We start from the raw sequence: 19,361 nt of genomic DNA, 5'->3' as shown, positions 1-19,361 counted from the left end.
ACTTTTCGCGCGCCGCTCACCGCAGGACCAGCGTGACACCCAGGACGAACATGGTGAGCGCGATCGCGCCATCGAGCAACCGCCAGGTCTTCGGCGACGCGAACAGGTGGCGGAGCCGGGTCGCGCCGAACCCCAGCCCCGTGAACCAAACCGCGCTCGCGCTCACCGCGCCGATGCCGAACAGCCACTTGCTTTCCTGATGCTCGTTGGCCAGCGCGCCGAGCAGGATGACGGTGTCCAGATAGACGTGCGGGTTGAGGAAAGTCATCGCCAGGCAGGTGGCCAGCACCGCACCCAGCCGCGCGGGGGCGGCGTCGGCCGGGGTGAGCGCACCGGGCTTGAGGGCGCGCCGGGCGGCCAGCAGTCCGTAGCCGATCAGGAACGCGGCCCCGCCGAACCTGGTGACGGTGACGATGTCGGGATGCGCGGCGATCAACGCGCCGAAACCGGCGATGCCGGCAGCGATCAGCAGCAGGTCCGACACCGTGCAGATGGCCACGACCGGCAGCACGTGCTCACCGCGGATGCCCTGGCGCAGCACGAACGCGTTCTGCGCGCCGATCGCGGCGATAAGCGCCATGGTGGTGGCGAAGCCGCTGAGCACGACGAGGTAGGCGGGGTTCACCCGCCTCACGTTAGGGAGCGGGGGGTATGCAGTAAAGCTAATGATTCTTCATCGTCATTAGATTTACTGAATATCAGTGAAATGTTGCCACCGAGGTGCCCTGCGGCGGCGGCAACCCCGGTCTGTCGCGTTTCAGTGTCGACGCAACGGGCACCCGACGCTCAACGTCCACCGACGCGTGATGGAGGTGACTCGCGGTGACACATTCCAAGGCGGACCCCTCGATGGGGGAATTGGTCAGCCAACTCTCCCAGCAGACATCCCGGCTCGTTCGGGACGAGATGCGGCTGGCGCAAAAAGAGATGAAGGAATCCGCCAAGCACGCCGGCGTGGGTGCGGGCATGGTGGGTGCGGCGGCGTTGCTGGCCATCCTGGGGCTGGCGACGCTGGTCGCCGCGGCAGTGGCGGCACTGGCGCTGGTGCTGCCGGTCTGGTTGTCGGCGGTCATCGTCGCAGTGGTTCTGTTCGCCGCCGCCGGGATCGCGGCGCTGGTCAGCAAAAAGCAGGCCGAACAGGTCCCGCCCCCGGCCGCGGAGACTCTCGACAGCGTCAAGACCGACATCGACGAGATCAAGGATGCCCGCCATGGCAACAGGACCTGACCCGCGGCCCGAGCCGGGCCCTGACGCCGACATCGGTGAACTCCAGGCTGACATCGAGCAGACGCGCGCCGAACTGGGCGAGACCGTCGGGGCGCTGTCGGACAAACTCGACGTCAAAGGGCGGGCCCAGCAGGCGGTCGCCGAGGCCAAGGAGTCGGTCACCCAGCGCGGGCACGACGTGGCCCATCGGGCGAAATCACGCCCCGCTGTCCCCGTCGGGGTTCTGGTCGCGGTGCTGGTCGGCGTCGGTCTGGTGATCTGGCGCCGCCGTCGCCGCTGACGCTGACCGCGCCCCACCACACACCGACGTCACTCCTTACCGTCGGGCTCGGTGAGCTCCGGCGCGATTTCCCGGGTCGCCATCCCACCCTCTCGGCCGTGATCCTCCGGCCCCGGCCTTCCGCCCTGCGGTTCCTCGGTCTTCTTCTCCGACGCACTGTCACCGGTCATCTCCACTCCCTTCCTCTGCGTTCTCCAGTACCCAGGTCCGCCGCAGCCCAGTCAGCGAGTTTGCTGGGAGTCGCCGAAACGGGTACCCGGGTGCGAAGATGACAACGGCTGCCGGTCGATCGGCAGGCCTGTAGGGGTGGGAGAAGTTTGGTGAGCGAGGCGGTGCTCGTCGACGCCGATGACATCGGCGCGGCAGAGGAGGCCTTGAGTGCGGCCTATTCGGCCATGCGGCTGGTGTCCGCTCCGGAGGTGCCGGGCGGCCGCACGAGGGTGTTCCGGACCAGCGTCGGAGCGCTGACCTTGGACGACGCGGAGTTCAACTTCCACGTGAGGGCCGACATGGATCCCTCGGACGGCGTGATGCTGTGCCGGGTGCGCTCTGGTCTGCTGGGGGGCTGCCTGCCCGGTCGGCCCGTCGAGCGGTACGGCGCCGGCAGCGTGGTCGCGTTCGGTGGCCGCTGCGGTGAACGGATCTGTGGCGGCATCGACCGCGCTCGCTACGACATGATCGTGCTGGACCGCGGCCTGCTGGGACATGTGGCCGCCGGACGCACCGACGGCCACGCCGCGCCGGTCGACCTGACCTCGATGAGGCCGCTCTCGGAAGAGGCGAATCGCCACGTCGCCGACGTGATGGCGCACCTGCGGCTCGAGGTCGGTGCCAACGCGCACGCGGTGGCACAACCGCTGGTGACCGGGCCGCTGCTGCGCTATCTGGCCGGTTGCGTGCTGGCCGCATTTCCGAGCACCGCGACCGTCGCGCCCCGCGCCGATGGCGCCGGCCCGCAGGCGCTGGAGCGGGCGCTGGCCTTCATCGACGACCACGCCGACACCGACATCTCACTGGCCGACATCGCCGCCGCCGCCCGCGTGACCCCGCAGTCGGTGCATGCGCTGTTCGCTGCGCACCTGAACTGCACCCCGCAGGCCTACCTGCGTAAGGTGCGACTGCATTACGCCCACCGCGACCTCGTGGTCAACGCTCCCGACACCGCCACCGTGGCCGACATTGCGGCGCGGTGGGGGTTCGGTGTGGTCGAGGCGTTCACCGTGTACTACCGGAGCCGCTACGGCGTCTGTCCGGAAACCACGCTCGCAGCCTGACATTTGCCGGCGCGTACGCTGCTGGGCGTGATCGATATCCCGCTGAGCGAGATGCGCAACTGGTTCGGTTTCGGGGTCGCGGGCAACTTCGCGGGCCACCTCGAGCAGGCGGGCGAGGCCGCCGATTTCGTGAACGTCACCAGTGAGGGCATTGCCCCGAAGGGGATCTTCCCGTGGTACGCCCCGGGTTCCGACACGTTTCTCGGCGAGTTCCCGCTGTCCAACGACGAGATCGTGCTGCCGGGCGACAGCCCGGAGTTCTCGGGCCCGCTGAACCTGCAGATCGAACCGGAGGTCGGACTGGCCTGCCGCGTGGTCTGGAACGGCGACACCGTCGCGACTCTCGAGCCGTTCGCGCTGGGGGCGTTCAACGACTGCTCGATCCGGCGGCCGGGGGCGCCGAAGATCAGCCACAAGAAGAACTGGGGTCCGTCGTCCAAGGGCGTCGCCGCGGAGTTCTTCGACATCAGCGACCTAACCCCGGACGGTCCGACAGCCACCCTGCGCCTGGTCTGCCACCTCAACAGTGACGGGCAGGAGCACGACTACGGCGTCGACAGTCCGCTGATCGGCTACTCGTACTACGGCGAGGTACTGCTCGACTGGATCGTGGAACGGCTGGCCAACCAGAAGGGCTCGCCGGACACCCCGCTCGAAGACGTCGGCGCGCTGATGGTCGCCAGCGGGCACCCCGAGCACGTTCTGATCGGTATCGGCGCCACACGCTACACCCCGCTGGGCGAGAACACCTACCTCAAGCAGGGCGACGAGGCCATCGTGCGGGTGTACGACACCTCGTCCGACGCCGCTTCCGAACTGCGGCAACGGGTGCGGTAACCCACCATTCGACCCGAACTGTCGCTGTTACCGTAGCCAGCTCCGTTATCGTGTCGCTGTGACCAGCGACGACGTGAATGTGGGGGACCAGCGGGCGCTGGTGATGGGAGCGAGCGGCAACGTCGGGGCGTGTGTGGTCCGCCATCTCGCCGCCGGCGGCGCCGACGTCCGGGTGCTGCTGCGGAAATCCAGTTCCACCAAGGGGATCGACGGTCTCGACGTTGAACGGATCTACGGTGATCCGTTCGATGGCGCGACGGCTGCCGCCGCGATGGCCGACCGCGACGTCGTCTACTACTGCATCGTCGACACCAGAGCCGAACTGCGGGACCCGGCCCCGCTGTTCGCGACCAACGTCGAGGGTCTGCGCGCGGTGCTCGAGGTCGCCGCCGTCGCGGATCTGAAGCGGTTCGTGTTCCTGAGCACGATCGGCACCATCGCCGTCGGGGTTCACGGCGAGACCGTCGACGAGGACACACCGTTCAACTGGGCCGACCGCGCCGGAAGCTACATCGAGTCCAGGCGCGCCGCCGAACAACTGGTGCTGTCCTACGCCGCGGATCGCGGGGTGCCCGCGGTCGTGGTGAACGTGTCGAATCCGTACGGACCGCCGGACTTTCAGCCGCGTCAGGGCATGTTCGTCCAACTCGCGGCGCTCGGCAAGCTTCCGTTCTACGTCCGGGGGGTGGGTTCTGAGGTGGTGGGCATCGACGACGCCGCCGACGCGATGCTGCGAGCCGCGGTGCGGGGCAGGGTCGGTGAGCGTTACATCGCTTCCGAACGCTTCATGACCCACCGGGAACTGCTCATCACCGCGGCCGACGCGGTGGGTGCTCGACGCCCCCGGATCGGCGTGCCGATGGCGGTCGTGTACGCCTTCGCCTACCTGTCCGACATGGTGGGATCGCTTCTGCGCGTGCAGGTTCCGATCAGCAGGCAGAGCGCCTTCCTGTTGGCCTTCACGTCACCGGCCAGCCATGCGAAGGCGACCCGCGAGTTGGGGTGGCGTCCCGGACCCACCGAACACTTCATCGCGCGGGCGGCCGAGAACTACGTCGAACGGCAGCGCGTGAGCGCTGAGAAGACCTCGTCGGGGGCCGGCGGGTCGGCCAGGATCGCCGGTAGCACGAACGTCCGCACGTAGCGCCGAGCGGTCTGCGGATCGTCGAGGCCCGGGATCACTCCGAGAAGCATGGTGAGCGCGGTCGTGATCAGGAACTGCCCGACGTCACCGGGCCGCAGGCCGGGGCGGAGAATCCCATCACCGCTTCCCATCTCGGCCACGAGGTGCTCGACCAGTTCGGGGAGTTGCGCCGCGGTGGCCACCAGGTGCGCGACGGTGCCGTCGTCGGTCTGCTCGGACAGCGTCTGCAACAGCGGGTCATGGATCAACTCGGTCGCCACGATCACCAGCCCCTCGACCAAAAGCTCTGTCATGGAGGCATTCTCGGGAAGCCGGTGAACGATCTCGCGCTGGTGTTTGCGCGTTTTGCGTGCCACCAGCGCCTCGAGGAGATGTTGCCGGTTCGGGAAGTGCCGGTACATTGCCGCGCGGGAGTAGCCCGCCTCCCGGGCAATGACCTCCATCGTCGAGGCCTGATATCCGCGGCGCAGAATCGAGCGCTCTGCGGCGTCCATCAGCACCGCCCGGGCCTGCTCCGAGGTGTTACCGCCGCCGACCGGCCGGCCGCGCGGACGGCCGGTCGGCGCCTGCGCATCGAGTTCAACCATTGCGTGCCCAGTATGCCCGCTCTTGTGCCCGTCGCGGGCCGCGGCTATAAATAGACAAACATTGACTAATGTCTATTTATAGCGGGGGGCGTATGGGAAGCCGCTGGACCGTTCTGTTCGGCACCGGACTAGTGGCCGCCTCGATGTCGGGCGCGGTTCTCGTTGGTGTACCCGCTGCCTGGGCGATGCCGGTCGACGGTGGCACGGGGACGCCGTCGGCTGCCGAAACCGATCAGGGCGGTGACACCGACGACGCAGGAGCGGTCGGCACGGCCGACGAGGTGGACAGGCTCGACGAGATGGACAGGCTCGACGCGGTGGACGGGGCCGACGCACCCGAACCGGTCGACGAGGTCGAGGAGGTCGAGGAGTCGGAACCGGTCGACGAGACCGACGAGCCCGAACCTGCGGCCGAGCCGGGAACCGGCCGACAGGGCGACATCGAGAAAGAGACTGCCGGACTGGACCGAATCACACTCGGCGACAGCGGTTCCAGCGCGCTGGAGACCGGGCCCGACACCGGTTCCGAGGCCAGCCCCGAGACCGGTGTCGCGGACGACCTCGAGACCGCGGATCCGGTCGACGGCACCGTTGAGCCGGCCGGCGAGGACATCATCGAGACGGTCGTGGCTGATGCCGCCGAGGTCGCCGAGCCCGCACCTGCCGCAACGCTGAACCCCGAGTCGGACGAGCGCGTGACGGCCGCCACCACGTCGGTGCGGATGAGCGCCGCTGCTGCGACGTCACCCGCACGCGCGCCGTCATTGCTCAACGTCGTCGGGTCGCTGGTGCTCAACGTGCTCGTGGGCTTCATCCACCTCATCGACGGCCCGCCGGTGCTGCCGCCGAACAGCACCGTGACGGTGCGGACATCCCGACTGGACCTGCCGATCGGAGCCGGCCGCAGCGTGCAGGCCGACTGGTACTTCCCGGAGACGGTAAACGAATCCACGCGCCTGGTGTACTTCCAGCACGGTTTCCTGGCCAGTGGCCCGATGTACAGCCACACCATCGCCCGGCTCGCCGAGCGCACCAACGCCATCGTGGTGGCGCCGTCTCTGACATCGAACTTCTTCGCTCCCGACGCCGCGTGGGTGGGCGGGTCCACGATGCACCGCGCCGTCGCCGAGCTGTTCGTCGGGGACCGCGGCGCGCTGGTTGAAAGCGCCTCGGCCGCAGCCGGATATGACATCGGGTTGCCGAACAGGTTCGTATTGGTGGGCCATTCGGCCGGCGGCACGCTGGTCACCAGCGTCGCCGGCTTCCTGGCCGACAACGACGCCATCGAGGACCTCGCCGGGGTCGTCATGCTCGACGGAGTGGAGCCGGCGGGGTCACGTCTGGTCAGCGATGCGCTGGCCAAACTGCGCGGCGACAACGACCGGCCGGTCTACCTGATCTCCTCGGAGCGGTACTTCTGGAGCCGCGGAGGGGACATGGCCGACAAGCTTCGACTCGCCCGCCCGGACCACTTCAACGGCGTGGGCCTCGAGGGCGGCCTGCACATCGACTACATGGAGGGCGGCAACCCCGTCGTGCAGTTCGGTGAGTACGTCGTCGGTGGGTTCTCGCTGCCCCGAAACATCAAGGCCGCGGCGGACATCACGGTCGGCTGGGTCGACGATCTGTTCTCGGGCACAACCGCAGCCGGCGTGTACGGCGTCCCCGGCCAAAGCATCCCGGTCGCAACAGCGGCGGGCAGGGCAACCGCGGTGGTGCTGCCGCTCGGGGTGCCCGCCCGCCCGGTGTGGCCGCCGCTGCTCGACGCGCTGCTGACAGCGATCTTCGATTTCGCCGGCCACCACCTCTTCGTCTACGAGCCACTGCGCGGTTACCAGACATCCGCCGACCCGATCACCGGTCACCCGGTAGCCGCTGTGGGTGCCGGCCGCCATTGAGCGGGTTGTTGGCTCCGGATGGAATTTTCTCGGCGGCCCCGGAGCTTTCATAGGTTGTCGCCGCGGGGGCGGCCACGACCGAGGAGAGCTCTATGTCCGCTCGCTGTTCGACCGCCCATGCCGTGTCCGGTAAGTCCGTCCGCCGCGCCCTGGTGATGGCGGGGACCGGGGGCGTGCTCGCCGCCGGCCTCATCGGGCCGGGCGCCGCGAGTGCGCAAGCCGGCGAATCCTGTCCCGACGTGGAAGTGGTGTTCGCCCGCGGCACAGCCGAGCCCGCAGGACTGGGCCGGGTCGGCGATGCCTTCGTCGCGGCGCTGCGTCACGAACTGGGCGGCCGCACCGTCGACACGTACGCGGTGAATTACCCTGCTTCGTACGACTTTCTGCAGTCCACCCCGGTCGGTGCCGACGACGCCAGCGCACACGTCCAGGCGATTGCGGCGAGCTGCCCCGCCACCGGCATCGTGCTCGGCGGCTACTCTCAGGGCGCGGCGGCGATCGACCTGATCACCGCAGACCCGAACGCCACCTTCGGGTTCGGGCGCCTCATGCCGGCACCCGTGGCCGACCATGTGGCCGCCGTGGCGGTGTTCGGCAACCCGTCCACCAAGATCGGCCGGCCGCTGAGCTCGATCAGCCCGCAATACGGCGTGAAGACGATCGACCTGTGCAACGGTGCCGATCCGGTGTGCTCCAACGGCGACGACCGCCCCGCGCACAGCCAGTACGTCCAGACCGGAATGACACAGCAGGCGGCCGAATTCGTCGCCGCGAGGCTGGCTGCGCACAACCGGTCCGACGTGGTGATCAACGCGTCCGGCACCGCGGGCTGACCGACGGCGGTCAGGCCTGGCGCGCGCATTTACGGTCGTAGAGGTCGGCGTCGGCGCGGTCAGCGGCGCGGTGGCGGCGGCCAGGGTCGCCCACAGCGTGGCCGCGCTGATCGTTGACCACGCTGACCCCGCCGGACCGCCTGCTTGAGCAGGCGCTGAGACTGGCGGCCGAGCCCGGCTCGGTTCCACACCACCCAGACCACCGGGATCGGCGCCGGCGCGGCGATCGGCGCGGCGCTCATGCAGCGCCAGACCAGCGCCTGGAGCACCGTCAGCTCGTCCAGGGGCACCACGACAGCAGCCTAGAAAACCTCGGTCACTGCGGCGCTGTCGCTAGCATCTCTGCTGTGGCCGATCAGCTCGATACCGCGCACCTGGCCGCGTTGTCGGCGGTGGTCGAATACGGCAGCTTCGACGCCGCCGCCGCCCACCTGCACGTCACCCCGTCGGCGATCAGCCAGCGGATCAAAGCGCTCGAGCAGCGGGTCGGCCAGGTGCTGGTACTGCGGGAAAAACCGTGTGTGGCAACCCCGGCGGGTGTCCCGCTGCTTCGGCTGGCGGCACAGACGGCACTGCTGGCCGCCGAGGCGCTCGCCGAGATGCGCGGCGGCAGCGCGGACCTGCCCAGGATCGCGCTGGCGGTCAACGCCGACTCCATGGCGACGTGGTTCACCGACGTGTTCGCCCGGCTGCCGCAGGTGCTGTTCGACGTGCGCATCGAGGACCAGGACCATTCTGCGCGACTTCTGCGGGAGGGGGTGGTGATGGGGGCGGTGACCACCGAGCGCACACCCGTGGCCGGCTGCCGCGTGCACCCGCTCGGCGTGATGCGCTATGTGCCGGTCGCCTCGGCGGCCTACGTGCGGCGGTACCTTCCGGACGGCTTCACCCGCGAGGCTGCCGCCCGGGCGCCGTCGCTGGCGTGGAATCGCGACGACGCGCTGCAGGACCAGTTGGTGCACAAAGTCTTTCGCCGCGACATCGATCGGCCCACCCACTTCGTGCCCACCGCCGCGGGTTTCGGTGCGGCCGTGCACGCCGGGCTCGGTTGGGGCATGTATCCGGTCCAGCTGCTGGACGGCTCGTTCGTGCCGATCACCGACGCCCATCTCGACGTGCCGCTGTACTGGCAGTGCTGGAAGCTCGACAGCGAGACCGTCCGGCAGGTCACCGCGGCCGTCGATGCGGCCGCGGCGGGGCTGCTCCGCGAACGGTGAGCGCGGGCAGGGACAATCGCTGCATGGGCGCGACGGTCAGGATCCGGATTCTCGGTGTAGGCATGGGTCCCCAGCACGTCACACCCGAGGTCGCCGCCGCGTTGAACACCGTGGACTACGTGCTTGCGGCCGAGAAATCCGGGGACGACCGCCTGCTCGCGCTGCGCCGCGAGATCGTCGAACGCCACGGCAGCGCCGAGCTGGTGGCGCTGCCCGACCCCGCCCGGGACCGCTCCACGGCCCTGAGCACCAGCGGTTACGAATCCGCCGTCGCCGACTGGCACGACGCCCGCGCCGCCCAGTACGCGGAAGTCCTGCGGGAGCGAGGCGGCACGGCGGCGTTCCTGGTCTGGGGCGATCCGTCGCTGTACGACTCGACGATCAGGGTGGTCGAGAAGGTGCGTGACCGGCTGAGCCCGCAGGTTGCCGTCGATTTCGACGTGCTTCCCGGCATCAGCGCGCCGCAGCTGCTGGCCGCCCGGCACCGCATCGTGCTGCACGAGGTGGGCCGGCCGGTTCATGTGACGACCGGCCGGCGGCTACAGGAGGCGGTCTCCGCCGGGCTGGACAACATCGTCGCGATGCTCAATCCGCCGCCCGAACGGGTGGACTTCACCGGTCTGGACGACTGGACGATCTGGTGGGGCGCCAACCTCGGCGCGCCGGGCGAACGCCTCGTCGCAGGCAGGCTGGCCGACGCGCTGCCCGAGATCGCCGAGGCGCGCGCGGCTGCCGATGCGCACGACGGCTGGGTGATGGACGCGTTCCTGGTCAGGCGCAACCGGTGACCGGCCTGCTGGTCGCCGGCACCACCAGCGACGCCGGAAAGACCGCGGTGACCACCGGGCTGTGCCGGGCATTCGCGCGACGCGGGTTCAAGGTCGCGCCGTACAAGGCCCAGAACATGTCGAACAACTCGATGGTCTGCGCGGGGGACGGTGGCGCAGCCGAGATTGGCCGTGCGCAGTGGGTGCAGGCACTCGCCGCGCGCGCCACCCCCGAGCCCGCGATGAACCCGGTGCTGCTCAAACCCGGTGGCGACCGCCGCAGCCACGTGGTGTTGATGGGCCGGCCGTGGGGGCAGGTGTCGTCGTCGGACTGGCTGGGCGGCCGTCGGCCACTCGCGGAGGCGGCACACGCCGCCTACGACGACCTGGCCGCCCGCTACGACGTCGTCATCGCCGAAGGCGCGGGCAGCCCGACCGAAATCAATTTGCGCGCAGGTGACTACGTCAACCTCGGGCTGGCACGGCACGCGGGGCTGCCGACTGTCGTGGTCGGCGACATCGACCGCGGTGGCGTGTTCGCGGCGTTCTTCGGCACCGTCGCGCTGCTCTCGCCCGAGGATCAGGCGCTGATCGCGGGCTTCGTGGTGAACAAGTTCCGCGGTGAGCAGACGCTGCTGGAGCCCGGATTGCGCGATCTGGAACGGTTGACGGGACGTCGGGTGTTCGGCACCCTGCCGTGGCACCCTGACGTCTGGCTGGATTCCGAAGACGCGCTCGAACTCGCGCACCGCGGCTCCACCCGCCCGGGCGCCCGCCGGGTCGCGGTGGTGAGGCTGCCGCGGATCAGCAACTTCACCGACGTCGACGCGCTGGGTCTGGAGCCCGGGCTCGACGTCGTATTCGCCTCGCAGCCAAGCGCTCTGGCCGACGCGAACCTGGTGGTGCTGCCCGGAACGCGCTCGACGATCGCCGACTTGGCCTGGCTGCGCACCCGCGGCCTGGACCGCGCGGTACTGGCCCATGTGGCGGCGGGAAAACCGGTGCTCGGCATCTGCGGTGGCTTTCAGATGCTGGGCCAGACGGTCCGCGACCCGCACGGCGTCGAAGGATCCACCGCCGAGGTGGCCGGACTCGGTCTGCTGGATGTCGAGACGAATTTTGTTGTGGACAAGGCACTCCGGCTGCCCGAAGGGCAGTGGGGCGGGGTGCCGGCGGCCGGCTACGAGATCCACCACGGCCGGATCACCCGCGGCGCCGGTGTCGAGGAGTTCCTCGGGGGCGCCCGCAGCGGGCAGGTGTTCGGCACGATGTGGCACGGCGCGTTCGAAGGTGATGCGCTGCGCGCGCGGTTTCTGGCCGACGTCCTCGGTCTGGTGCCGTCGGGCGTCTCGTTCCCGAAGGCGCGCGAGCACCGCCTCGACCTGCTCGGTGATCTCGTCGAGCAGCATATCGATGTCGACGCGCTGATCGACCTCGTGGGCAGTGGTCCACCGTCGGGACTACCGTTTCTTCCGCCGGGGGCGCCGTGATGCGAATCCTGTTGCTGGGCGGCACCTCCGAGGCGCGGGCGCTCGCGCACCTGTTGAGCGCCGACGGCGTGGAGGTCACCACGTCGCTGGCCGGCCGCGTCAACGAGCCCCGGCTCCCGGTCGGGGAGGTCCGCATCGGTGGGTTCGGCGGAGTCGACGGCCTGCGCGCGGCGCTGCGCGATTACGACGCCGTCGTCGACGCGACGCACCCGTTCGCGAAGAACATCTCGGCCAACGCGGCCGCCGCGTGCCACCAGGCCGGCGTGCCGCTGCTGCGGCTGGATCGGCCGGGCTGGGCCGACCGCAGCCGTGACAGCTGGCACTGGGCCGACACCCACGAGCGGGCCGCCGCCGCCGCGGCGCGGCTTGGGCGCCGGCCCTTTCTGACCGTCGGACGCCAGGAGATCGCCCGCTTCGTCTCCGATCTTCGCGATCACGCCGTGTTGGCCCGAGTGGTGCAGGCCCCGGACGTCACGCTGCCCGCCCGCTGGCAGCTGCTGACCAGTCGTGGTCCCTATGAACTTTGGGGAGAACTGCAGCTGATGCGGGAGCACGGCTCCGATGTGCTGATCACCAAAGACTCCGGGGGAGAACACACCTGGCCCAAGATGGATGCCGCCGAACGGCTCGGCATACCCGTCGTCGTGGTGCGCCGCCCGCCCCGAGCCGCCGGGGTGCCCACCGTGCACGACCTCACCGACGCCACGGCCTGGGTGCGCAACCTCCCCCGGGTGGCGCCGTGAGGATCCTGGTCACCGGTGGAGTGCGGTCCGGAAAGTCCCGGCACGCCGAAGAACTGCTAGCCGCAGCCGAACGCGTGACCTACCTGGCCCCGGGCCGTCCCGCCGACGGCACCGATCCCGACTGGGACGCGCGGGTCGCCCTACACCGCGCCCGCCGTCCCGCGCACTGGCGGACCGTCGAGACCGCCGATGTCGCCGCCGCGATCCGTGACGCCGACGGCTCCGTTCTGGTCGACTGCCTGGGCACCTGGCTGACCGCGGTTCTGGATCGAGAAGGTTTGTGGGAGAAAGACTCTCATAAGGTCCACGATGCGGTCGACCTTCGGGTGTCGGCGCTGTGCGCCGCTCTGGCCGAGACACCGGATGTGGTCGTGGTGACCAACGAGGTCGGCCTCGGCGTTGTGCCGTCGCACTGGTCCGGGGTGTTGTTCCGCGATCTGCTGGGCACCGTCAATCAACGTGTCGCGGCGCTGTGCGACGACGTGCACCTGGTGATCGCCGGCCGCGTCCTCAAGCTCTGAGGCTCAGCGCGACGGTTCGGGGACCTGAGCCTCCCAGCGGGCCCGCCGCTGCGCGTCGCTCTGCTCCCACCACGGCGGCGAACCCCGCTCGCCCAGCGCGATCTTGACCGTGTTGACGGCGGCGCGGGCCGTCGCCTCTTCCTCGGTGCCCTTGGTGCGGCGCACTTCGCGCCGCCACGCCATCAGGATCCGGGTGAGTTCGGCTCGCCGGTCCTCGGGTATTGCGGGATCTGTTGCTCGCCAACGGCGTCCGTCGATCACGACGTAGTGTCCGTCCTCGGTGGTGGGTGGCCCGCCCATGTCAGTCAATCCTCATTTAGATCTCGCGAACGGTCGTGACGCCCAGAATGTCTCAAAACGCGTAGCGGATTCGGCAGGACGGCACCTCCGCAAGCTCAGTGCCCGTAGCGCTCCTCGTGCAGCACCGCCTCCAGCGACGACCGCGCCCGCCAGCCGAAGCGTTCCAGGTCGGGTACGTCGGGCAGGTCGCTGACCGGGCCGACGCACAGCCACGCCACCGGTCGCACGTGGTCGGGCATCCCGAGCAGCGAGCGCAGGAAGTCCTCGCGGTAGAACGACACCCAGCCGACGCCGAGCCCCTCCGCGGTCGCGGCCAGCCACAGGTTCTGGATCGCGCAGACCACCGAGTACAGGCCGGCGTCGGGGATGGCGTGCCGGCCCAGCACCTGCGGGCCGCCCCGGGTCGGGTCGTAGCCGACGACGACGCCGAGGCCGGCTTCGCAGATCCCTTCGACCTTGATGCGCCGGAAGGTCTCGGCGCGCTCGCCGGACAACTCGGCGGCGAAGGTCTCCCGCTCGGCCACGACGTGGTCGCGGAACATCCGCAGGGTCTGCGGCGACCGGACCAGGATGAAATCCCAGGGCTGCGACATGCCGACCGACGGTGCCGCGTGCGCGGCGAGCAGCACCCGCGCCAGCACGTCGTCGGCGACAGGCGCACCGGTGAACTCCCTGCGGGTGTCGCGGCGGCGGTTGATGACGTCGTACAGCGCTGCCGCACCGCCGTTCACCGAGTACCTCCCGACCGGTCCCGCGCCGGGTCGTACAGGTAACTCTCCCCGGCGTGCGGGTCGGGCCGGCCCGCCAGCGCCCGGCCCACCAGAATGACCGCGGCCTGCCTCAGGCCGGCCTCCTCCACCGCGTCGGCGATGTCGGCGACCGTGCCACGCAGCACCCGCTCCCGCGGCTGGGAGGCCCGGTACACCACCACCACCGGGCAGTCGGGGCCGTAGTCGGGTTCGATCTCGGCCATCAGCGCCCGGATCTGGGTGATCGCGAGGTGCAGGACCAGCGTCGCGCGGGTGGCGGCAAAAGCCTTGAGCGACTCGGTCTCCGGCATCACCGTGGAACGCTGTTGGGTCCTGGTCAGCACCACCGACTGCGCGACCAGCGGCACGGTGAGTTCGCGGCCGACACAGGCCGCGGCGGCCGCGTAGGCCGGGACCCCGGGCGTCACGTCCCAGGGCACGCCCGCCGCGTCGAGCCGCCGCGTCTGCTCGGAGACCGCCGAAAACACCGACGGGTCACCCGAGACCAGCCGCACCACGCGCAGGCCCGCCCGGTGACCGGCGACGAGCCGTTCGACGATCGCGTCCAGGTCGAGGTGCTCGGTGTCGACGAGTTCGGCGTCCGGCGAGCAGCCGGCCAGCACCTCGGGGTCCAGATAGGTTCCGGGATAGAGCACCAGCCCGGCGTCGGCGAGCAACCGGGTGGCGCGCACGGTGAGCAGATCCGCGGCGCCCGGGCCCGCACCGACGAAGTGCACCGCACGGTCATTCATCGGTGGGGAGTCTAGGCGGGTGCGCTCGACCGATGACTGTGGGCGTCTTGCGGGGCCGTTTCCCTCATAGCGTGCCCAGCGCCCACCATCGTGGGTCAGGCCGTGGTCAGCGCCGGAGGGTTGGCCGCCGACGGGTCCGGGTTGACGATCGGCAGGCCCATGAACCGGCGCGCGTTGTCGCCCATGAAGTCGTAGGTACGGCGCACGCTCATGCCCTCGGCGTACTTCCAGAAGCCCTTGGGCTCGGCCAGACCCTCCGGATGCGGGTAATCCGAGCCGAACATCACCTTGTCCCAGCCGACGCTGTTGACGACGTCGGACACGCAGCCCTCCCAGAACGGGCTGACCCAGATGTTGCGGCGGAACACGTCCAACGGATGTTCGGGGAAGTTCTGCGGCATCTTCTTGGCGAGTTCTTCGAAGTCGTTGAACAGCGGGAAGATCCACGAGCTGCCGTTCTCGACACTGGCGATGCGCAACTTCGGGAAGCGGGTCAGGGTGCCGTGGCAGATCAGGCTGGTGATCATGTCCGCGATCTCGCGGTGGCCCAGCACCATCCAGCGGAAGGCGCTCATCGCCATGAAGTTCTGAGTGTGCGGCGGCTCCCACCTGCCGACGTAATCATCGAGCGGGGGATAGCTCGCGTGCAGCACGATCGGCAGTCCCGCCGCCTCGACGTCGCGCCAGAAGGGGTCGAACTCCGGCAGTGCGGGCGAGCGCCAGCCGCGCAGCCCGTTGACCGGGCCGGGTTTGATCAGCGCCACCCTGGCGCCGTGGGCCAGCACGTACTCGAGTTCACGCTGGGCGCCGTCGACCTCGGACAAGTTGATGATCGGCGTGGAGAACACCCGGCCCTGATGGTCGAAACTCCAGTGTTCGGCCATCCATTGGTTGAGCGCGTGGATGACGGCCAGCGTCAGCTCGGGATCGTCGGCGGTCGCATGCTCGATCAGGCTGGCCAGCGTCGGGTAGTTCAGCGCCTCGCGCACGCCCTGGCGGTCGAGCTCGGCGACGCGGTCAGCGGGGTTGCGGGTGGCCGCCGGCGCCGCGATCGCCGGGCCCTGCATCTCGCGCAGCGTCAGGCCCTCGGAGTTCTGGCCGGCGAAGAACTTCTCGTGGGCGCCGGGGGCGGCGACGCGCTCGAAGGTCGGGTTCGGGATGAAGTCGGACACCCGGTTGTTGATCACGATCCTGGTGTGCCGGCCGAACTGCGCGTACTGCACAGCCCGGCCATAACGCTCCGGCAGATATCTGGTCAGCGCGTCCGGCGTCTCGTACATGTGCTGGTCGGCGTCGAAGATCGGCGCATCGCGGAACTGCCCGGTTGAATCTGCCATCGTCACCTTCCGGTCGCCCGTCCGAGGGCGTCCTGGGCGATATTACTGTAATAGCGACGGTAAGTGTGTCGGCCCGCTACTCCGGCAGGCCCCTGTCGAGGACGTCGAGTGCGTTGAGAAAGGCCTCGCCGGACATCGGCGCGTCGTCGGAGGCGGCCATGAACACGCCCATGATGGCCCCGGCGGTGACGCGCATCTGGTCGTCGTCCTCAGGCCGGTCGAGCCGCTGGGCGATCGCCGTCGTGAGCCGCCGGATCGCCTTGACGTGCTCGTTCCACAGCGCCCCCTTGGCCTCGGGGAGCGAGTACAGCAGCCGCTGCCGGGCGATCACGTAGTCGAATTCCGTGCCCGCCATCGCGGCGAACACCTCGGCGGCGGCGTGCCGGTACGCGGCCACCGGCGACAGTTCCGCCGGCGCTGCCAGGAACGCCTCGATGATCGGCGCGAACAGGTCGTCGGAGAACAGCACCGATTCTTTGGTAGGGAAGTACCGGAAGAACGTGCGCGGAGAGACCTCCGCGGCCTCGGCGATCTGTTCGACGGTGGTCTGCGCGTAGCCGTGCCGTTCGAACAGCCGGAACGCCTCGCGGCGCACGGTCTCGCGGGTGCGCGTCTTCTTGCGCTCCCGCAGACTGGGCCGCTCGTCGGAGTTCATCTCTCGATTGTGGCAGCGGCACCTGAGTGCGAGCTGGGCCGTCCGTGACGATCCGGCGACGGCGGCGCGGTCGTTCCGCGCACGATCAGCGTCGGTTCCAGCACCACATCGGTTGCGCGCGACGACCCTTCGACGAGCAGCTGAATCGCCAGCTCCACCGAGCGCCGAGCGATCTCGCCCGCATCCTGGTGAATGGTGGTCAGGTCGATTCGCGGGTTCTCCGACAGCCGGCTGTCGTCGTATCCCATCAGCGACACTCGACCGGGGACATCCACGCCTGCGCGGGTGAAGACGTCGAGAACGCCGAGCGCGCAGCGGTCGTTGCCGGCCAGCACCGCGGTCGGCAGCCGCGGCGCCGCCAGCATGGTGTGTGCCGCGGCGGCGCCGGCCTCCTCATTGTGGGCACCGGGGATCACCACGATCTCGTCGGCCAGTCCGTGCGCGCTCATCGCGCCCCGGTATGCGCGCAGCCGGTCGGCCGACCCGGGATCCTTGCCGCCGTCGACGTGGTGGATACGGCGGTGGCCCAGCCCGACCAGATAATCGATCGCCTGCCGGATGCCCTTGGCGTCATCGGTGCGCACGGTGGCCAGCGGCAGCTCGCCGTCCACGCCGGTCAGGCGCCGGCACGCGACCACCACCGGCGCCCGCGCGGCCAGCCGGGCGTAGAAGTCCTCGTCGGACCTCGGGCCGAGCAGGATCAGTGCCCCGCACCGGTGGCTGAGCAGGGAGTCGACGACAGTGGCCTCGGTGCGGCCGGGCAGGTTCGCCGACAGCAGCACCTCGTAGCCGAGTCGTTCGGCGGCCGGATAGATGTGGGTGATCAGTTCGGCCTCGAACAGCTGCCGGATGTCGCTCATCACGCCCAGGGTGCGGCTGCGGCCCTGAGCGAGCAACCGGGCCGCGGAGTCGGGCCGGTAGCCGATCTCGTCGGCGATCGCGAGCACCCGCTGCCGCGTCTCGTCGCTGGCGCCGGGCTTGCCGTCCAGGATGAAGGACACGAGCGTGCGCGACACCCCGGCGCGTTCGGCGACGTCGGCCATCGTGGGCCGGCGTGGCGCGGCGCCGGGGGGGCGTCGGCGCGGTGTGGGCACGAGCGGGGTCCTTTCGACGAGTGACGGTTGACACATTCGGACCGCCCGGTTCATAGTAGACCTCACGCGCGTTACTAACGCGCGTTAGTTCCCGAAGCGAGGTTCCCGGTGTCTGTGTCAACCCCACGCGATCAGTCGGGTCGCTTCCTGACGAAGCTCACCGTCATCGCCACCCTCGGCGGTCTGTTGTTCGGCTACGACACCGGCGTCATCTCCGGCGCCCTGCTCTACATGAAGGACGACCTGGCGTTGTCGCCCTTCGGTGAGGCCACCGTGGTCAGCTCGCTGCTGTTCCCCGGCGCGGCATTCGGAGCGCTGTTCGGCGGACGGGTCGCCGACCGGATCGGGCGCAAGCGCTCGCTGCTGGTCTGCGCGGGTCTGTTCCTGGTCGGCGCGATCGGCTGCGCGCTGGCGCCCAACGTCCAGATCATGGTCGCCGCGCGGATCGTGCTGGGCCTCGGAGTCGGCGCTGCCGCCGTGACGTGCCCGCTGTACCTGGCCGAGATGGCGCCGGCCGAGCGGCGTGGCCGCATGGTCACGATCAACGAACTGATGATCGTCACCGGACAGATGCTGGCCTTCGCCATCAACGCGCTGCTCGACCACCTCGTCCGCGATCCGCACGTATGGCGGACCATGCTCGCGGTGGCCGCCGTCCCGGCGGTCGCGCTGCTGATCGGGATGCTGGTGCTGCCGGATTCCCCGCGCTGGTACGCGCTCAAAGGCCGACTCCCCGAAGCCCGGAAGGTGTTGCAGCTCAGTCGCAATCCGGTCGAGGCCGAGACCGAGTACGCGATCGTGGTGGACCACACCAGCCACATGCTCAAGAGCACCAGCACGCCGTTCTCTGTGATCCGCGATGTGCCGTGGATCCGCCGCGTCGTGCTGATCGGGTGCGGACTGGCGATCGTGCAGCAGGCCACCGGAATCAACACCGTGAACTACTACGCACCGACCATCCTCGAGCAGAGCGGTCTCGGGGTCAGCGCCGCGCTGGTCGCGACCATCGCCGTCGGCGTCACGTCGGTGATCACCACGATCATCGGCATCATCCTGCTCGGCTACATCGGCCGGCGCACCATGCTGCTCATCGGATTCGCCGGGGTGGCCGCATCGCAGGCGGCGCTCGCCGCTGTGTTCCTGTTGCCGGAGAACACCACTCGCAGCTACGTGATCCTCGCCTGCATGGTGCTGTTCGTCGGCTTCGTGCAGATGTTCATCGGAACCTGTGTGTGGCTGCTGCTCTCGGAGATCTTCCCGCTGTCGGTGCGCGGCTTCGCCATGGGCATAGCGGTTTTCGTGCTGTGGTGCACCAACGCGGTCATCTCGTTCCTGTTCCCGCTGCTGAACAACGCACTCGGGTCCACCGGAACCTTCGCCCTCTTCGTCCTGGTGAACATCGGGTCCTGGATCTTCGTGCACCGCCTGGTGCCCGAGACCAAGGGCACCACCCTCGAAGAACTCGAGGAACGTCTGGAAAGCCAGGGCGCCCCGACATCGACCATCGAAAGGACACCTGTATGAGCAGCATTCGTGTTGGCTCCGCGCCGGATTCGTGGGGGGTGTGGTTTCCCGACGATCCGCAGCAGACGCCCTACACCCGTTTCCTCGACGAGGTCGCCGAGTCGGGCTATGAGTGGATCGAGCTGGGCCCCT

Annotated in this window: 23 protein-coding genes and 1 pseudogene; 14 read left to right on the top strand and 10 right to left on the bottom strand. The window is 69.4% G+C overall.

Annotated elements, in window-relative coordinates:
- Positions 1-16 precede the first annotated feature (16 nt).
- Complete coding sequence (locus ACXMYJ_RS08535; protein ID WP_443187587.1) at positions 17-580, bottom strand: LysE/ArgO family amino acid transporter; 564 nt, start codon at positions 578-580, stop codon at positions 17-19.
- Positions 581-849: 269 nt separating this feature from the next.
- On the opposite strand from ACXMYJ_RS08535, the gene ACXMYJ_RS08530 reads away from it, so the two are divergent.
- Entirely contained in the window at positions 850-1,227 is a 378-nt protein-coding gene (locus ACXMYJ_RS08530; protein WP_460355525.1) for a phage holin family protein, read from the top strand.
- Positions 1,211-1,507: a DUF3618 domain-containing protein gene (locus ACXMYJ_RS08525; protein ID WP_460355401.1), complete on the top strand. Its 297-nt coding sequence runs from the start codon at positions 1,211-1,213 to the stop codon at positions 1,505-1,507. Before ACXMYJ_RS08530 ends, ACXMYJ_RS08525 begins: the two co-directional genes overlap by 17 nt.
- A 29-nt stretch (positions 1,508-1,536) precedes the next feature.
- Here the strand turns inward: ACXMYJ_RS08525 and ACXMYJ_RS08520 are convergent, their stop codons facing one another.
- Complete coding sequence (locus ACXMYJ_RS08520; protein WP_460355399.1) at positions 1,537-1,677, bottom strand: hypothetical protein; 141 nt, start codon at positions 1,675-1,677, stop codon at positions 1,537-1,539.
- 150 nt (positions 1,678-1,827) lie between these two features.
- Between ACXMYJ_RS08520 and ACXMYJ_RS08515 the strand changes: the two genes are divergently transcribed.
- The 3 genes from ACXMYJ_RS08515 (at position 1,828) to ACXMYJ_RS08505 (ending at position 4,762) form a co-directional block, all read left to right on the top strand.
- Entirely contained in the window at positions 1,828-2,781 is a 954-nt protein-coding gene (locus tag ACXMYJ_RS08515) for a helix-turn-helix transcriptional regulator (RefSeq protein ID WP_460355396.1), read from the top strand.
- A 27-nt stretch (positions 2,782-2,808) separates the two neighbouring features.
- Positions 2,809-3,618 carry a DUF5718 family protein gene (locus tag ACXMYJ_RS08510; RefSeq protein ID WP_460355393.1) on the top strand — a complete coding sequence of 270 codons (810 nt, stop codon included), beginning with the start codon at positions 2,809-2,811 and terminating at the stop codon, positions 3,616-3,618.
- Between the two features lie 103 nt (positions 3,619-3,721).
- Positions 3,722-4,762 (top strand): NAD-dependent epimerase/dehydratase family protein, encoded by a 1,041-nt coding sequence (locus ACXMYJ_RS08505; protein ID WP_443187588.1) that lies wholly within the window; start codon positions 3,722-3,724, stop codon positions 4,760-4,762.
- On the opposite strand, the gene ACXMYJ_RS08500 is transcribed toward ACXMYJ_RS08505, so the two are convergent.
- Entirely contained in the window at positions 4,669-5,349 is a 681-nt protein-coding gene (locus tag ACXMYJ_RS08500; RefSeq protein WP_443187568.1) for a TetR/AcrR family transcriptional regulator, read from the bottom strand. The two genes, ACXMYJ_RS08505 and ACXMYJ_RS08500, sit on opposite strands and share 94 nt — an antisense overlap.
- 92 nt (positions 5,350-5,441) lie before the next feature.
- Here ACXMYJ_RS08500 and ACXMYJ_RS08495 point away from each other — a divergent pair, with 92 nt between their 5' ends.
- Complete coding sequence (locus ACXMYJ_RS08495; protein ID WP_460355389.1) at positions 5,442-7,247, top strand: alpha/beta hydrolase; 1,806 nt, start codon at positions 5,442-5,444, stop codon at positions 7,245-7,247.
- 92 nt (positions 7,248-7,339) lie between these two features.
- On the top strand, positions 7,340-8,080 hold the full coding sequence (locus ACXMYJ_RS08490; RefSeq protein ID WP_460355386.1) for a cutinase family protein: 741 nt from the start codon (positions 7,340-7,342) through the stop codon (positions 8,078-8,080).
- A 59-nt stretch (positions 8,081-8,139) separates the two neighbouring features.
- Here the strand turns inward: ACXMYJ_RS08490 and ACXMYJ_RS08485 are convergent, their stop codons facing one another.
- Positions 8,140-8,373, bottom strand: a complete 234-nt coding sequence (locus ACXMYJ_RS08485) for a hypothetical protein (protein ID WP_460355383.1) — start codon at positions 8,371-8,373, stop codon at positions 8,140-8,142.
- Positions 8,374-8,427: 54 nt separating this feature from the next.
- Between ACXMYJ_RS08485 and ACXMYJ_RS08480 the strand changes: the two genes are divergently transcribed.
- Genes ACXMYJ_RS08480 through ACXMYJ_RS08460 form a run of 5 tightly spaced genes read left to right on the top strand, consistent with a single transcriptional unit; the run spans position 8,428 to position 12,818 of the window.
- Positions 8,428-9,297 carry a LysR family transcriptional regulator ArgP gene (locus tag ACXMYJ_RS08480; RefSeq protein WP_460355380.1) on the top strand — a complete coding sequence of 290 codons (870 nt, stop codon included), beginning with the start codon at positions 8,428-8,430 and terminating at the stop codon, positions 9,295-9,297.
- Between the two features lie 23 nt (positions 9,298-9,320).
- Positions 9,321-10,085 carry a precorrin-6A synthase (deacetylating) gene (gene cobF, locus ACXMYJ_RS08475; RefSeq protein ID WP_460355377.1) on the top strand — a complete coding sequence of 255 codons (765 nt, stop codon included), beginning with the start codon at positions 9,321-9,323 and terminating at the stop codon, positions 10,083-10,085.
- Positions 10,082-11,554: a cobyric acid synthase gene (locus ACXMYJ_RS08470; protein WP_460355374.1), complete on the top strand. Its 1,473-nt coding sequence runs from the start codon at positions 10,082-10,084 to the stop codon at positions 11,552-11,554. The genes cobF and ACXMYJ_RS08470 overlap by 4 nt, the downstream gene beginning before the upstream one ends.
- Positions 11,554-12,297 (top strand): cobalt-precorrin-6A reductase, encoded by a 744-nt coding sequence (locus tag ACXMYJ_RS08465; protein ID WP_460355372.1) that lies wholly within the window; start codon positions 11,554-11,556, stop codon positions 12,295-12,297. The genes ACXMYJ_RS08470 and ACXMYJ_RS08465 overlap by 1 nt, the downstream gene beginning before the upstream one ends.
- The gene (locus tag ACXMYJ_RS08460; RefSeq protein ID WP_460355369.1) at positions 12,294-12,818 is read left to right on the top strand and encodes a bifunctional adenosylcobinamide kinase/adenosylcobinamide-phosphate guanylyltransferase; all 525 of its coding nucleotides are present in this window, start codon (positions 12,294-12,296) and stop codon (positions 12,816-12,818) included. The genes ACXMYJ_RS08465 and ACXMYJ_RS08460 overlap by 4 nt, the downstream gene beginning before the upstream one ends.
- Before the next feature lie 3 nt (positions 12,819-12,821).
- Here ACXMYJ_RS08460 and ACXMYJ_RS08455 read toward each other — a convergent pair whose 3' ends face one another.
- The 6 genes from ACXMYJ_RS08455 to ACXMYJ_RS08430 form a co-directional block, all read right to left on the bottom strand.
- Positions 12,822-13,118: a hypothetical protein gene (locus tag ACXMYJ_RS08455; RefSeq protein WP_460355366.1), complete on the bottom strand. Its 297-nt coding sequence runs from the start codon at positions 13,116-13,118 to the stop codon at positions 12,822-12,824.
- Between the two features lie 95 nt (positions 13,119-13,213).
- Positions 13,214-13,849, bottom strand: a complete 636-nt coding sequence (gene bluB, locus ACXMYJ_RS08450; protein WP_460355363.1) for a 5,6-dimethylbenzimidazole synthase — start codon at positions 13,847-13,849, stop codon at positions 13,214-13,216.
- Positions 13,846-14,619 carry a cobalt-precorrin-4/precorrin-4 C(11)-methyltransferase gene (locus ACXMYJ_RS08445; RefSeq protein ID WP_460355360.1) on the bottom strand — a complete coding sequence of 258 codons (774 nt, stop codon included), beginning with the start codon at positions 14,617-14,619 and terminating at the stop codon, positions 13,846-13,848. Before ACXMYJ_RS08445 ends, bluB begins: the two co-directional genes overlap by 4 nt.
- Before the next feature lie 95 nt (positions 14,620-14,714).
- Complete coding sequence (locus ACXMYJ_RS08440) at positions 14,715-15,956, bottom strand: amidohydrolase family protein (protein ID WP_460355357.1); 1,242 nt, start codon at positions 15,954-15,956, stop codon at positions 14,715-14,717.
- A gap of 76 nt (positions 15,957-16,032) precedes the next feature.
- Complete coding sequence (locus tag ACXMYJ_RS08435; protein WP_443187579.1) at positions 16,033-16,611, bottom strand: TetR family transcriptional regulator; 579 nt, start codon at positions 16,609-16,611, stop codon at positions 16,033-16,035.
- Positions 16,608-17,654 (bottom strand): LacI family DNA-binding transcriptional regulator, encoded by a 1,047-nt coding sequence (locus tag ACXMYJ_RS08430; protein WP_460355522.1) that lies wholly within the window; start codon positions 17,652-17,654, stop codon positions 16,608-16,610. The genes ACXMYJ_RS08435 and ACXMYJ_RS08430 overlap by 4 nt, the downstream gene beginning before the upstream one ends.
- Positions 17,655-17,819: 165 nt before the next feature.
- Here ACXMYJ_RS08430 and ACXMYJ_RS08425 point away from each other — a divergent pair, with 165 nt between their 5' ends.
- On the top strand, positions 17,820-19,229 hold the full coding sequence (locus tag ACXMYJ_RS08425) for a sugar porter family MFS transporter (RefSeq protein WP_460355354.1): 1,410 nt from the start codon (positions 17,820-17,822) through the stop codon (positions 19,227-19,229).
- Positions 19,226-19,361, top strand: a pseudogene (locus tag ACXMYJ_RS08420) (2-keto-myo-inositol dehydratase); the annotation flags it as partial. The gene ACXMYJ_RS08425 and the pseudogene ACXMYJ_RS08420, both read left to right, overlap by 4 nt.

It is taken from the genome of Mycobacterium sp. ZZG, from assembly GCF_054786995.1.
The sequence above is the reverse complement of the archived record's forward strand: the minus strand, read 5'-3'. Positions and strand labels throughout refer to the sequence as shown.

What these genes read in the sequence shown, in the direction of transcription:
- cobF (WP_460355377.1), top strand. Translation starts at nt 9,321, where the DNA reads ATGGGCGCGACGGTCAGGATCCGGATTCTCGGTGTAGGCATGGGTCCC.
- ACXMYJ_RS08500 (WP_443187568.1), bottom strand. Translation starts at nt 5,349, where the DNA reads ATGGTTGAACTCGATGCGCAGGCGCCGACCGGCCGTCCGCGCGGCCGG.
- ACXMYJ_RS08535 (WP_443187587.1), bottom strand. Translation starts at nt 580, where the DNA reads ATGGCGCTTATCGCCGCGATCGGCGCGCAGAACGCGTTCGTGCTGCGC.
- ACXMYJ_RS08525 (WP_460355401.1), top strand. Translation starts at nt 1,211, where the DNA reads ATGGCAACAGGACCTGACCCGCGGCCCGAGCCGGGCCCTGACGCCGAC.
- ACXMYJ_RS08440 (WP_460355357.1), bottom strand. Translation starts at nt 15,956, where the DNA reads ATGGCAGATTCAACCGGGCAGTTCCGCGATGCGCCGATCTTCGACGCC.
- ACXMYJ_RS08495 (WP_460355389.1), top strand. Translation starts at nt 5,442, where the DNA reads ATGGGAAGCCGCTGGACCGTTCTGTTCGGCACCGGACTAGTGGCCGCC.
- ACXMYJ_RS08465 (WP_460355372.1), top strand. Translation starts at nt 11,554, where the DNA reads ATGCGAATCCTGTTGCTGGGCGGCACCTCCGAGGCGCGGGCGCTCGCG.
- ACXMYJ_RS08445 (WP_460355360.1), bottom strand. Translation starts at nt 14,619, where the DNA reads ATGAATGACCGTGCGGTGCACTTCGTCGGTGCGGGCCCGGGCGCCGCG.
- ACXMYJ_RS08490 (WP_460355386.1), top strand. Translation starts at nt 7,340, where the DNA reads ATGTCCGCTCGCTGTTCGACCGCCCATGCCGTGTCCGGTAAGTCCGTC.
- ACXMYJ_RS08435 (WP_443187579.1), bottom strand. Translation starts at nt 16,611, where the DNA reads ATGAACTCCGACGAGCGGCCCAGTCTGCGGGAGCGCAAGAAGACGCGC.
- ACXMYJ_RS08520 (WP_460355399.1), bottom strand. Translation starts at nt 1,677, where the DNA reads ATGACCGGTGACAGTGCGTCGGAGAAGAAGACCGAGGAACCGCAGGGC.
- ACXMYJ_RS08505 (WP_443187588.1), top strand. Translation starts at nt 3,722, where the DNA reads ATGGGAGCGAGCGGCAACGTCGGGGCGTGTGTGGTCCGCCATCTCGCC.
- ACXMYJ_RS08455 (WP_460355366.1), bottom strand. Translation starts at nt 13,118, where the DNA reads ATGGGCGGGCCACCCACCACCGAGGACGGACACTACGTCGTGATCGAC.
- ACXMYJ_RS08430 (WP_460355522.1), bottom strand. Translation starts at nt 17,654, where the DNA reads ATGGCCGACGTCGCCGAACGCGCCGGGGTGTCGCGCACGCTCGTGTCC.
- ACXMYJ_RS08530 (WP_460355525.1), top strand. Translation starts at nt 850, where the DNA reads ATGGGGGAATTGGTCAGCCAACTCTCCCAGCAGACATCCCGGCTCGTT.